This window comes from Pseudomonas sp. PA-1-6B (genome assembly GCF_021609545.1).
Classification (GTDB): Bacteria; Pseudomonadota; Gammaproteobacteria; order Pseudomonadales; family Pseudomonadaceae; genus Aquipseudomonas; species Aquipseudomonas fluorescens_BV.
This window is the reverse complement of record NZ_WJZM01000003.1, coordinates 70,047-82,876: the sequence shown is the minus strand read 5'-3', so window position 1 is coordinate 82,876 and position 12,830 is coordinate 70,047. Positions and strand designations below refer to the sequence as shown.

Genomic DNA, 12,830 nt, shown 5'->3' with positions numbered 1-12,830 from the left:
TTTAATCTACTTTCGGCACACAACGCGCCATTAGAGGAAGCTTTCCGTGGAAGCACTGCACAAGAAAATTCGCGAAGAAGGCATCGTGCTTTCCGATCAGGTCCTCAAGGTTGACGCCTTTCTGAACCACCAGATCGACCCGGCACTGATGAAACTGATCGGCGACGAGTTCGCCGCACTGTTCAAGGATTCGGGCATCACCAAGATCGTCACCATCGAAGCGTCGGGCATTGCCCCGGCGATCATGACCGGGCTGAACCTGGGTGTGCCGGTGATCTTCGCCCGCAAGCAGCAATCCTTGACGCTCACGGAAAACCTGCTGTCGGCCACGGTGTATTCCTTCACCAAGAAAACCGAAAGCACCGTGGCGATCTCCCCGCGGCACCTGACCAGCAGCGACCGCGTGTTGGTGATCGATGACTTTTTGGCCAACGGCAAGGCGTCCCAGGCGCTGATCTCGATCATCAAGCAGGCCGGCGCGACCGTAGCCGGCTTGGGCATTGTGATCGAGAAGTCGTTCCAGGGTGGGCGTGCAGAACTGGATGCCCAAGGTTATCGGGTTGAGTCGCTGGCGCGGGTGAAGTCGCTGGCCGGTGGTGTCGTGACCTTTATCGAGTAATCACTGTGTGGGAGCTGGCTTGCCTGCGATAGCGGTGTGTCAGTCGACAGAGATGTCGGCTGACAGGCCCTCATCGCAGGCAAGCCAGCTCCCACATTAGGTTTTGCGTTGCGCTGTCAGTGGGCGGTTGCCTGCAGTCCGGCCAGCAGCAAGCGTTGATACAGGTCTTCCTTGATGCCCTCCGGCTTATCCAAGCGCATCCGCTTCAAATGCTCGGGAAACGCCTCCGGCTCCGGCGCGTCGAGTGCCGCTTTGCCCAACTCCAGAATTTCCGTGAGCTTGAATTTGCTCTTGAGCCAGTTCAGCGCCCGCAACAAGTCCCGCTCCTCATCCGTGAAGTCACTGCCCAGGGGGTATTCGGGGAACAAGCGACGGTGCCTGGCCTGAATCGCCTGAAGCCGCTGCGGCGTGTTGTCGGCAAAACGCGGATCCAACTGGAAATCCTTGGGCAGTTTGCCGGCCTTTTGCGCCTGCTCAATCAAGTCGTGCTGGAACCTTGAGTCAGTGATGTTCAGCAACGCTTCGATCACCTTGGCATCCGTCTGACCGCGCAAGTCGGCAATACCGTATTCGGTAATGACGATATCCCGCAGGTGCCGGGGAATGGTGCAGTGGCCGTACTCCCAGACGATATTGGAACTGACCTCACCCGCCGACTCACGCCAGCTGCGCAAAATCAGGATTGAGCGTGCACCTTCCAGCGCATGCCCCTGGGCCACAAAATTGTATTGCCCGCCCACACCACTGAGCACGCGACCGTCTTCCAACTGATCAGCCACGCCAGCACCGAGCAAGGTGACCATGATGGCGCTGTTGATAAACCGCGCATCCAGGCGCTGCAGGCGCTTGAGTTCTTCCTGCCCGTACAGCTCGTTGATATAGCTGATGCGGGTCATGTTGAATGCCTGGCGCTTGGCGTGGGTCATTTCCTGCAGACGCTGGTAAAAGCTGCGCGGCCCCAGGAAAAAACCGCCATGGATCGACACGCCATCGGGCTGCGCCGCGTCGTCCAGGGTGCCCGCGTTGGCCTGCATCTGGGTCGCCACATCCGGGTAGACCTTGCGCCGCACGATCCCGGCATCGGCCAATACCAGCAGGCCGTTGACGAACATCTCGCTGCAACCGTAAAGGCCACGGGCAAACGGCTCAACGCCGCCTTCGCGGCTGATCAACGGCGCCCACTGGTACACATCCAAGTCGGTGAGCAACAGGCGATAGGCTTCGTTGTCGGCCTGGCGCGCCAGCAAGGCAGCCGTCAGTGCATCGCCCATGGAGCCGATGCCAATTTGCAACGTACCGCCATCACGCACCAGGGTGCTGGCATGCAGGCCGATAAAATGATCCTGAAAGCCCACCGGCATGTTCGGAGTGGAGAACAGCGTGGTGCTGTCTTTTTCATCCAGCAGGTAGTCGAACTCATCCATGCCCAACTCGGCATCGCCAGGCATGTAGGGCAAATCGCTATGGACCTGGCCAACGACCAGGATGGTCTCCCCGGCCGCGCGGCGCTTGGCGATCATGGGCATCAGGTCGAGGGTGATATCCGGGTTGCAGCTCAGGCTCAGGCGGTCGGGATGCTCGCTGCTACTGGCAACCAATTGCGCCACCAGGTTCAGGCCGGCGGCATTGATGTCGCGGGCCGCATGGCTGTAGTTGCTGCTGACGTAATCCTGTTGCGCCGCGGCGCTGTGGAGCAAGCTGCCGGGCTGCATGAAGAATTGCTGCACACGGATATTCTTCGGCAGGCTGCCCTTGTGCAGGTCCGCGAGGAAATCCAGCTCGGGGTAGTCACCAAACACCCGCTCGATGAAGGGTTCAAGAAAGCGTTTCTGTAGACCGTCACCCTGCGTAGGCCGTCCCAGGCTCAGGGCGGTATAAAGCGTCAGCGCCCGTTCGGGCAACTGCGCGATACGCCGGTACAGCGCGTTGACAAACAGGTTGGGCTTGCCCAGCCCCAGCGGCATGCCCATATGGATATGCGCCGGCAGGCGCTCCAGTACGTCGTCAACTGCTTGCTCGATTGAACACAACTGCACCATCCGACTGCTCCCGAACATTCCATGAATTAGGGGTTGGACCGAGCTTGCCGGGTCTTTGCTGCAATGAACAGCCTGAATACCAAATCGCGGGCACAAAAAAGCCGCTGGTAAGCGGCATTTTTGACGAAGATCGGCCGATTACAGCCCGGACATCTTCTTGATCGCACCCTTGAGGTCGTCATCCGAACAATCAGCGCAGGTGCCTTTGGGCGGCATGGCGTTGATACCGGTGATGGCCTTGGCCAGGATGCCATCGAGGCCACCTTGATGGTCGGCGCGTTCTTTCCATGCGGCGGTGTCGCCAATTTTTGGCGCACCCAAAAGGCCGCTGCCGTGGCACGCATTACAGTGCTTGGCGATGATCTCATCGGGGGTTTTCGCGCCGCCGCCGCCGGCTGCCACGGCAACTTCCATGCCCTTGCATTCCTGGCCCTGGACGCAAACCTGGCCCACAGGCTCCAGGCGCTTGGCAATGTCATCATTGGTCGCAGCTTGAGCGCTGACAGCCCATAGGGCCAGTACGGTTGCTGGTGCAGCCAGCATTTTCATAATTAGGTTCACGCGTTCACCCTCAATGGTGGCTATTCACGCCTGCGGCCACGGTTTCGCAGGCGGCGAAAGTATAACGGTTAGCCCGCCTGGCCGAAACAACCCTATTAAATAAAGGGAGATTCGGCCTCACGGTGTACAGCTGCGGGAACCTCTGCAACGCTGGCAGGGCGCCTCTATTCTTAAAAGTTCGCGGGTGTGGCTGCGCTGATTAGTCGCGCCGGCACGTCGAACGGATTGCGAAAACGATGAGGCCTGGTGCTTTCAAAGTAGTAGCTATCGCCCGCTTCGAGCACAAAAGTTTCAAGACCGACCACCAACTCCAGGCGCCCTTCCACCAGAATTCCGGTTTCTTCGCCTTCATGGGTGAGCATTTCTTCGCCCGTGTCGGCACCCGGAGGGTAGATTTCATTGAGAAATGCGATGGCCCGGCTTGGGCGCGCCCGGCCCACCAGTTTCATGGTGACGGCACCGTCAGAGATGTCGATCAGCTCATTGGCTTTATAGACGATCTGCGTCGGTATTTCCTGGAGCACTTCTTCGGAGAAGAACTCGACCATGGACATGGGGATACCGCCCAACACCTTGCGCAGGGAGCTGATCGAGGGGCTGACGCTGTTTTTCTCGATCATCGAAATGGTGCTGTTGGTGACGCCCGCACGCTTGGCGAGCTCACGCTGGGAAAGACCTTTGAGTTTACGGATGGATTGCAGTCGTTCGCCGACGTCCAATGCAGGAGCCTCCTAGGATTCAGGCTTTGTTGTAATTGAGCGTTATCATGGCGACAGCGTTCAGTATTTACAACACTTGGGCCTAAATCCCGGTGTGCTCGGTTCGTTGCCGGCGGCTAAGCGCCGCTATAGAGCCTTGGCACTCGGCGCAGATTGCAGAAAATCTGATAGGGGATGGTCTCGGCGGCCACGGCAACATCACTGGCGAGGATGTGCTTGCCCCACAACTCTACGGTGGAACCAAGGCCCGCCTGGGGCAAGTCGGTGAGGTCGACACACAACATGTCCATGGACACGCGCCCCAGCAGCCGGCTGCGCTGGCCAGCGACCAGCACCGGGGTACCGGTCGGCGCATGACGTGGGTAACCGTCGGCATAACCCATGGCAACCACACCGATGCGCATCGGCTTGGGCGTGACGAACCTGGCGCCATAGCCCACCGGCTCACCGGCCGGCAACTCGCGCACGCAGATCACTTTGGATTCCAGGGTCATCACCGGCTGCAAGCGCGCGGCGAGGGCCTGGTCTTCGCCAAAGGGCGTTGCGCCGTAAAGCATGATACCGGGGCGCACCCAGTCGCTGGCCACGCTCGGCCAGCCCAATACAGACGGTGAGTTGCGCAGGCTGACCTCAGCCGCCAGCCCCTGGCGCGCCGCCTCAAACACCGTTACTTGTTCGTTGCTGCTGACGCAATCGAGCTCATCGGCGCGGGCAAAATGGCTCATCAATACGATTTTCGCCACTTTGCCACTCGCCAGCAGGCGCTGATACGCTTCTTGGTAATCCTTGGGGTGCAGGCCCACACGGTGCATGCCCGAGTCCAGCTTCAGCCACACTGTCAGCGGCTTGCTCAAACGAGCTTGCTCGATGGCTTCCAACTGCCACAACGAATGCACCACGCACCACAAATCCTGCTCGATGATCAGCGGCAACTCGTCGGCTTCGAAAAAACCTTCCAGCAGCAACACCGGCGCACGAATGCCGGCGGCGCGCAGTTCCAGCGCTTCCTCGATGCACGCCACCGCGAACCCGTCGGCTTGCGCCTCCAGTGCCTGGGCCACGGGCACCGCGCCATGGCCGTAGGCATCGGCCTTGATCACGGCGAGGGCCTTGGCCCCGGTGACTTCTCGGGCCAATTGGTAGTTATGGCGCAGGGCTTGGAGATCGATCAGGGCACGGGCTGGACGCATGGCGGCAGGCTTCTAGGCAGCAAAGTCAATAAAAAACCGGTGCCGACCAACAACGTCGGCACCGGGAGAGGGATCATTGTTAAGGCAGCGCAGCCACGACAGACAGCTCTACCAGAATCTCGGGTTCGCACAGCTTGGCTTGGACCGTGGCGCGGGCCGGGGCGACGCCTTTAGGCAGCCATTTGTCCCATACCGCGTTCATCAAAGCGAAGTCGGCGTCGATGTCCTTCAGGTAGATCGTTACCGACAGCAACCTGGACTTGTCGGTACCGGCAAGGTCCAGCAAGCGCTCGATATTGACCAGGGTTTCACGGGTCTGCTGCTCAATCCCGGCGCTCATGTCGTCGCCAACTTGCCCTGCCAGGTACACGGTACCGCTGTGGACAACGATCTGGCTCATGCGCTCATTGGTGAGCTGGCGCTGGATTGACATGTTGTGCGGACTCCTGGTGGTTGCCATAACGGGAAATATCGAGGCCTGCGGCGCTGATCTGCGGCGTTTTTTTCGCCATCAGGTCGGCCAGCAAGCGACCGGAACCACAAGCCATGGTCCAACCGAGGGTACCGTGGCCCGTGTTCAGGAACAGGTTCTTGAACGGCGTGGCACCCACAATCGGAGTGCCGTCCGGGGTGGTCGGGCGCAGGCCGGTCCAGAAACTGGCTTGGGCCAGATCGCCGCCCTGAGGATAAAGGTCGTTGACGATCATCTCCAGGGTTTCGCGTCGCCGCGGGTTCAGCGACAGGTCAAAACCGGCTATTTCAGCCATGCCACCGACGCGAATGCGGTTGTCGAAACGGGTGATCGCGACTTTGTAGGTCTCATCGAGAACGGTCGAGGTCGGCGCCATTGCCGGGTTGGTGATCGGCACAGTCAGCGAATAACCCTTGAGCGGGTACACCGGCGCCTTGATCCCCAATGGCTTGAGCAACTTGGGCGAGTAACTGCCGAGGGCCAGTACATAGCGGTCGGCAGTTTCCAGCTTGCCGTCGATCAGCACACCGTTGATGCGGTCGCCTGCGTAGTCCAGGCGCTGGATGTCTTGTTCGAAGCGGAATTCCACGCCCAATTGTTTGCACATTTCGACCAGGCGCGTGGTGAACATCTGGCAATCGCCCGTCTGGTCGTTGGGCAGGCGCAAGGCACCCGCGAGGATATCGGTGACGCTGGCCAGGGCCGGTTCAACCCGGGCAATGCCGGCTCGGTCGAGCAATTCGAATGGCACGCCGGACTCTTTCAGCACGGCGATGTCCTTGGCGGCGCCATCGAGCTGGGCCTGGGTGCGGAACAGTTGGGTAGTCCCGAGGCTGCGCCCTTCGTAGGCAATGCCGGTCTCGGCGCGCAATTCGTCGAGGCAGTCGCGGCTGTACTCGGACAGGCGCACCATGCGTTCCTTGTTCACCGCGTAGCGGCTGGCCGTGCAGTTGCGCAGCATCTGTGCCATCCACAGGTATTGGTCGATATCGGCAGTGGCCTTGATCGCCAGCGGCGCGTGGCGCTGAAGCAGCCATTTGATGGCCTTGAGCGGCACACCCGGCGCGGCCCATGGCGAGGCGTAGCCAGGGGACACCTGACCGGCGTTGGCGAAACTGGTTTCCATGGCAGCGGCAGGCTGACGATCAACCACCACAACGTCGAAGCCGGCCCGCGCCAAATAGTAGGCACTGGTCACCCCAATGACGCCGCTACCCAAGACCAGAACGCGCATTTTTATATCCTCATCGCGGGCTCAGCCGCTGACGTGTGTTATTCGAGCAATGATGGGCGCAGTGTAAAAAACAATCGGCAGTGCATTTCACTATATAAATGCCTATATTTGGCGACAATTCTTGGCAAAAACCCTTTTGACAGAGGCGTATCCCCTATGCGTACCAACACCCAGACCAAGCGGGAGCTGGACAAGATCGACCGCAATATCCTGCGCATCCTGCAAACCGACGGGCGCATCTCGTTCACGGAGCTGGGGGAAAAGGTCGGGCTGTCCACCACACCCTGCACCGAGCGCGTGCGGCGCCTGGAGCGCGAAGGGATCATCATGGGCTACAACGCACGGCTCAATCCCCAGCATTTGAAGGGAAGTTTGCTGGTATTTGTCGAGATCAGCCTGGATTACAAGTCGGGTGACACCTTTGAAGAATTTCGCCGAGCCGTGCTGAAACTGCCTCACGTGCTGGAGTGCCATCTGGTGTCGGGTGATTTCGACTACCTGGTGAAAGCGCGAATCTCGGAGATGGCTTCGTACCGCAAATTGCTGGGCGATATCCTGCTCAAACTCCCCCATGTGCGGGAATCCAAGAGCTATATCGTGATGGAAGAGGTGAAAGAGAGCCTGAACCTGCCGATCCCTGACTGACCCACTGACACAACACGGTCAAATGTGGGAGCAGGCAAGCCAGCTCCCACAGTTTTAACCGAGTACATCCGCTAGACCAGCACCTGCCGGGTACTCGCCATGTACTCATGAATCTGCTTCTCCACCCGCGGATGAATCAGCTCCACTGGCCGGCGGCCATTAGGGCACGGCAAGGTCTTGGTGGTGCCGAACAGGCGACAGATCAGCGGCCGCTCGTCATACACGGTGCAACCCTTGGGCCCCAGGTGCACGCAGTTCAGCTCGTCCATCGCCGCCTCTTGCTCGGCAGCGGTCTTGCGCGGCAGACGCGACATTTCCTCGGGCGAGGTGGTCACCGGCCCACAGCAGTCGTGGCAACCGGGGACGCACTCGAACGAAGGAATCTGGCGACGCAGCGCGCTGATTTTCTGACTGTTGCAACTCATCGAAACCCATACCGAACGGCGAATAGACGTGGATTCTGACGCAAAACGCCCCGCGCAGACAGCGTCGTGCGACCACTGTATCCTGCGTCAAATTTTCCAGACAGGGAGGTTCCCCATGACCGCCAGCGCCCGGCACACCGCTTCCTACTACGCCGCCAGCAGCGTGCCGCAACCGGATTACCCGACGCTGACGGGTGAGGTGAACGCCGATGTCTGTGTGATCGGCGGGGGTTTCTCCGGGCTCAACACCGCCCTGGAATTGGCCGAGCGCGGCTTTCACGTGGTGTTGCTGGAGGCGCGCAAGATCGGCTGGGGCGCCAGCGGACGCAATGGCGGCCAGTTGATTCGCGGTGTCGGCCACGGGCTGGATCAGTTCACCCAGGTGATCGGCAGCGACGGCGTGCGCCAGATGAAGCTGATGGGCCTGGAAGCCGTGGAGATCGTGCGCGAGCGTGTGGAGCGCTTCCAGATCCCCTGTGACCTGACCTGGGGCTACTGCGACCTGGCCAACAAACCCCGCGACCTACAGGGCCTGGCCGAGGATGCCGAAGAGCTGCGCAGCCTGGGTTACCGCCACGAAGTGCGCCTGTTGCAAGCCAGCGAGATGGGCACGGTAATCGGCTCTGATCGCTATGTAGGCGGCATGATCGACATGGGTTCCGGCCATCTGCACCCGCTGAACCTGGCACTGGGTGAGGCTGCCGTTGCCCAGCAGCTGGGCGCGGCGCTGTACGAGCAATCCCAAGTGACCCGTATCGACTATGGCCCTGAGGTCAAGGTGCATACCGCCCAAGGCACTGTGCGCGCCAAGACCCTGGTACTGGCCTGCAACGCCTACCTGAACGGGCTCAACCCGAAACTGAGCGGCAAGGTGTTGCCCGCCGGCAGCTACATCATTGCCACCGAGCCCTTGAGCGAAGCGCAAGCCACCCGCCTGTTACCGCAGAACATGGCCGTGTGTGACCAGCGCGTGACGGTGGACTACTTCCGCCTGTCCGCCGACCGCCGCCTGTTGTTCGGCGGCGCCTGCCACTACTCCGGTCGAGACCCCAAGGACATCGGCGCCTACATGCGGCCGAAGATGCTGCAGGTATTCCCCCAATTGGCAGACGTGAAAATCGACTACCAATGGGGCGGCATGATCGGCATCGGCGCCAACCGCCTGCCGCAGATTGGCCGCCTGGCCGATCAACCCAACGTGTATTACGCCCAGGCTTATGCCGGCCACGGCCTCAACGCCACGCACCTGGCGGGCAAGCTGCTGGCCGAGGCCATCAGCGGCCAGCAACAGGGGCGTTTCGATCTGTTCGCTCAGGTGCCACACATCACCTTCCCCGGCGGTAAACACCTGCGTTCGCCGCTGCTGGCACTGGGGATGCTCTGGCACCGCCTCAAAGAACTGCTCTGATCAATCGCGCCAGAAGGGTTTCAAACCCTCACGGCGCGCCTGCTCGGCGGTCAGCCCGATGTCGCGTAACTGCTCGCGGCTCAGGTCCAGCAGGGCCTTGCGCGTATGGCGACGGCGCCAGAACAGACTCCAGCGGCCAGGCGCCGAGGCAGTGATCACCTGCTCCTGCGCCACGTCCAGTTCCTGACTGCGTAACGCCAGCCGTACATCGCTCATGCCGCTCATTTGACTGCCCCTCATTGGCCTGTTGTCTTGAGTGATCAGCATGCGCGGGCGGCCAGAACCATTACAGATTCAGCCAACTTTTAATAAATACATACAGATGCTGCCTCTGCGTGGCTGAATCCTGTATTTTCCCCCTATCTGTACTGGTCCCTCGGGAGCGACCACCATGACCCTTTACGTCAACCTCGCCGAATTGCTCGGCACCCGTATTGAACAGGGCTTCTATCGTCCGGGCGATCGACTGCCCTCGGTGCGGGCCTTGAGTGTGGAACATGGGGTGAGCCTGAGCACCGTGCAGCAGGCGTATCGGTTGCTCGAAGACAACGGCCTGGCGATGCCCAAGCCCAAATCGGGCTATTTTGTTCCGGTGGGCCGTGAACTGCCGGCACTGCCCGAGATAGGCCGCCCGGCCCAACGACCAGTGGAAATCTCCCAATGGGACCTGGTGCTGGAACTGATTCGTGCGGTGCCGCGCAAAGACGTCATACAGATGGGCCGAGGCATGCCGGATGTATTGTCGCCTACCTTGAAGCCGCTGCTGCGTAGCCTCGCCCGTGTCAGCCGGCGCCAAGACCTGCCGGGGCTGTATTACGACAATATCCTCGGCTGTATGGAACTGCGTGAGCAAATCGCCCGGCTGTCATTGGACTCCGGCTGCCAACTGAGCGCCGAAGACATCGTGATCACCACCGGTTGCCACGAAGCCCTCTCCGCCAGCATTCACGCGATTTGTGAGCCCGGCGATATCGTCGCGGTGGATTCGCCCAGCTTCCACGGCGCCATGCAGACCCTCAAGGGCCTGGGCATGAAAGCCCTGGAAATCCCCACCGACCCGCTCACCGGCATCAGCCTGGAGGCCTTGGAACTGGCGCTGGAACAGTGGCCGATCAAAGTCATCCAGCTCACCCCAAACTGCAACAACCCCTTGGGCTACATCATGCCGGAAGCCCGTAAACGCGCCTTGCTGACCCTGGCCCAGCGCTTTGACGTGGCGATTATCGAAGACGATGTGTATGGCGAGCTGGCCTACAGCTACCCACGCCCGCGCACCATCAAATCCTTCGATGAAGACGGCCGTGTGCTGCTGTGCAGCTCGTTCTCCAAAACCCTGGCGCCCGGCCTGCGCATTGGTTGGGTCGCACCGGGACGCTATCTGGAGCGGGTGCTGCACATGAAATACATCAGCACAGGTTCTACGGCCACACAGCCGCAGATTGCCATTGCCGAATTCCTCAAAGGCGGTCATTTCGAACCTCATTTACGTAGGATGCGCACCCAATACCAGCGTAATCGCGACTTGATGCTTGATTGGGTCAGCCGTTATTTTCCCGCTGGCACGCGCGCCAGCCGGCCCCAAGGCAGCTTCATGCTATGGATTGAGCTGCCGGAGGGCTTCGACACCTTGAAGCTCAACCGCGTGCTGGTGGAACAAGGTGTACAGGTGGCGGTAGGCAGCATCTTCTCCGCCTCCGGCAAGTACCGTAACTGCTTGCGCATGAACTACGCTGCCAAGCCAACGCCGCAGATTGAAGAGGCCGTGCGCAAGGTAGGTGCTGCCGCTGGCAAGATGCTGCAAGAGACGGCGGACTGACCTTTCCCGAGCAATTGCCGTCATATGCCACAACCGCCCTGACCTGGAAGCAGTTTCCTTGATGATTCGACGGCTTTTACCGTTTTGCCTGCTGGGCGCCCTGGCCCTGGGCGGCTGCGCCACGGTCGACACCCCGCGCATCCCCAGCGATGCCCTGCCCGCGAAAGACTCCTCGTTCGGTCGCTCGATCCAGGCCCAGGCCGCCCCCTACCAAGGACGCTCGGGCTTCCGCTTGCTGCCCAACAGCAGTGAGGCTTTCATGGCTCGCGCCGAGTTGATTCGCAACGCCCAGACCAGCCTCGACTTGCAGTACTACATCGTGCACGACGGCATCAGCACCCGCATGCTTGTGGACGAACTGCTCAAGGCTGCCGATCGCGGGGTGCGCGTGCGGATTCTGCTGGACGACACCACCAGCGATGGCCTCGACCAGATCATCGCCACCCTCGCCGCCCATCCCAAGGTGCAGATACGCCTGTTCAACCCGCTGCATCTGGGCCGTAGCACCGGCGTCACGCGCGCCATGGGCCGTGTATTCAACCTGTCACTGCAACACCGGCGCATGCATAACAAGCTGTGGCTGGCCGATAACAGCGTGGCCATCGTTGGCGGGCGCAATCTGGGCGACGAGTATTTCGACGCTGAACCGAACCTGAATTTCACCGATATCGACATGCTCAGCGTCGGGCCGGTGGCCGAGCAATTGGGTCACAGCTTCGACCAGTACTGGAACAGCGCCTTGAGCAAGCCTATCGATGACTTCGTCTCGAACAAACCCTCCAAGGTCGACCTCGCCGTCGCCCGCGGGCGCCTTGAAGCCTCCCTGGCTCAGTCCCGTCAGCAGAGCCACGCGCTGTATAACCGCCTGCGCACTTACCAGACCCAGCCCCGCATGGACATCTGGCGCCGCGAGTTGATCTGGGCCTGGAACCAGGCGCTGTGGGACGCGCCGAGCAAGGTACTGGCCAAGGCCGACCCCGACCCCCGACTGCTGCTGACCACTCAGCTGGCGCCAGAGCTGGCGGGTGTCAGCCATGAGCTGATCATGATTTCGGCTTACTTCGTACCGGGCCAACCTGGGCTGGTCTACCTCACAAGGCGTGCCGATGCGGGTGTTTCGGTGCGCCTGCTGACCAACGCCCTCGAAGCCACCGACGTACCGGCCGTGCACGGCGGTTATGCGCCGTATCGCAAGGCGCTGCTGGAGCACGGGGTAAAGCTCTATGAGCTGCGCCGGCAACCGGGCGACCCCAGCGCAAGCAGCGGCCCGCACCTGTTTCGGCATGGCAGCTTGCGCGGCTCGGACTCCAGCCTGCACAGCAAGGCCATGATCTTCGACCGAGAAAAGTCGTTTATCGGCTCGTTCAATTTCGACCCGCGCTCAGTGTTGTGGAATACCGAAGTCGGCGTACTGGTGGACAGCCCAGAGCTGGCCGAACACGTGCGCAACCTGGCGCTGGAAGGTATGGCGCCGGCGTTGAGCTATGAGGCCAAACTGCAGGACGGCCAAGTGGTGTGGGAGACAGAAGACAACGGCCAGATGCACACCCTGACCCGCGAACCGGGCAGTTGGTGGAGACGGTTCAATGCCTGGTTCGCCACACGCGTTGGCCTGGAACGCATGCTCTAAAAAACACTGCACATCACCTGTGGGAGCCGGGCTTGCCCGCGATAGCGGTGTGCCAGGTAACACATAAGCGAC

The 12,830-nt window shown here is 60.9% G+C and carries 13 protein-coding genes; 5 read left to right on the top strand and 8 right to left on the bottom strand.

What is annotated here, in order from left to right:
• The first annotated feature begins 46 nt into the window (after positions 1 to 46).
• Positions 47 to 619 carry a xanthine phosphoribosyltransferase gene (locus tag GIV35_RS02890; RefSeq protein WP_003195447.1) on the top strand — a complete coding sequence of 191 codons (573 nt, stop codon included), beginning with the start codon at positions 47 to 49 and terminating at the stop codon, positions 617 to 619.
• 116 nt (positions 620 to 735) lie between these two features.
• Here GIV35_RS02890 and GIV35_RS02885 read toward each other — a convergent pair whose 3' ends face one another.
• From GIV35_RS02885 to dadA, 6 genes are all read right to left on the bottom strand, one after another.
• Entirely contained in the window at positions 736 to 2,658 is a 1,923-nt protein-coding gene (locus GIV35_RS02885) for an acetyl-CoA hydrolase/transferase family protein (protein ID WP_200647407.1), read from the bottom strand.
• Positions 2,659 to 2,796: 138 nt separating this feature from the next.
• Positions 2,797 to 3,207: a c-type cytochrome gene (locus GIV35_RS02880; RefSeq protein ID WP_034129081.1), complete on the bottom strand. Its 411-nt coding sequence runs from the start codon at positions 3,205 to 3,207 to the stop codon at positions 2,797 to 2,799.
• Positions 3,208 to 3,389: 182 nt separating this feature from the next.
• Positions 3,390 to 3,938 (bottom strand): cupin domain-containing protein, encoded by a 549-nt coding sequence (locus GIV35_RS02875; RefSeq protein WP_014720470.1) that lies wholly within the window; start codon positions 3,936 to 3,938, stop codon positions 3,390 to 3,392.
• Positions 3,939 to 4,054: 116 nt separating this feature from the next.
• Positions 4,055 to 5,128 (bottom strand): alanine racemase, encoded by a 1,074-nt coding sequence (gene alr / locus GIV35_RS02870; RefSeq protein WP_105228954.1) that lies wholly within the window; start codon positions 5,126 to 5,128, stop codon positions 4,055 to 4,057.
• Between the two features lie 79 nt (positions 5,129 to 5,207).
• Positions 5,208 to 5,561 (bottom strand): RidA family protein, encoded by a 354-nt coding sequence (locus GIV35_RS02865; RefSeq protein WP_003195456.1) that lies wholly within the window; start codon positions 5,559 to 5,561, stop codon positions 5,208 to 5,210.
• A complete protein-coding gene (dadA, locus tag GIV35_RS02860; RefSeq protein WP_236264202.1) occupies positions 5,533 to 6,834 on the bottom strand; it encodes a D-amino acid dehydrogenase in 1,302 nt (433 codons plus the stop codon). Before dadA ends, GIV35_RS02865 begins: the two co-directional genes overlap by 29 nt.
• A gap of 156 nt (positions 6,835 to 6,990) precedes the next feature.
• Here dadA and GIV35_RS02855 point away from each other — a divergent pair, with 156 nt between their 5' ends.
• Positions 6,991 to 7,479, top strand: coding sequence for an Lrp/AsnC ligand binding domain-containing protein (locus tag GIV35_RS02855; RefSeq protein ID WP_003176896.1), 489 nt, complete (start codon positions 6,991 to 6,993; stop codon positions 7,477 to 7,479).
• A 71-nt stretch (positions 7,480 to 7,550) separates the two neighbouring features.
• On the opposite strand, the gene GIV35_RS02850 is transcribed toward GIV35_RS02855, so the two are convergent.
• Positions 7,551 to 7,904 carry a YkgJ family cysteine cluster protein gene (locus GIV35_RS02850; RefSeq protein WP_003195461.1) on the bottom strand — a complete coding sequence of 118 codons (354 nt, stop codon included), beginning with the start codon at positions 7,902 to 7,904 and terminating at the stop codon, positions 7,551 to 7,553.
• 115 nt (positions 7,905 to 8,019) lie between these two features.
• Between GIV35_RS02850 and GIV35_RS02845 the strand changes: the two genes are divergently transcribed.
• Positions 8,020 to 9,312: an NAD(P)/FAD-dependent oxidoreductase gene (locus tag GIV35_RS02845; RefSeq protein WP_236264200.1), complete on the top strand. Its 1,293-nt coding sequence runs from the start codon at positions 8,020 to 8,022 to the stop codon at positions 9,310 to 9,312.
• On the opposite strand, the gene GIV35_RS02840 is transcribed toward GIV35_RS02845, so the two are convergent.
• Complete coding sequence (locus GIV35_RS02840; RefSeq protein WP_105228957.1) at positions 9,313 to 9,537, bottom strand: DUF1127 domain-containing protein; 225 nt, start codon at positions 9,535 to 9,537, stop codon at positions 9,313 to 9,315. It lies immediately after the preceding gene.
• A gap of 166 nt (positions 9,538 to 9,703) precedes the next feature.
• Here GIV35_RS02840 and GIV35_RS02835 point away from each other — a divergent pair, with 166 nt between their 5' ends.
• Positions 9,704 to 11,128, top strand: coding sequence for an aminotransferase-like domain-containing protein (locus tag GIV35_RS02835; RefSeq protein ID WP_198715859.1), 1,425 nt, complete (start codon positions 9,704 to 9,706; stop codon positions 11,126 to 11,128).
• A gap of 61 nt (positions 11,129 to 11,189) precedes the next feature.
• A complete protein-coding gene (locus GIV35_RS02830) occupies positions 11,190 to 12,758 on the top strand; it encodes a phospholipase D family protein (protein WP_236264198.1) in 1,569 nt (522 codons plus the stop codon).
• Positions 12,759 to 12,830: the final 72 nt, after the last annotated feature.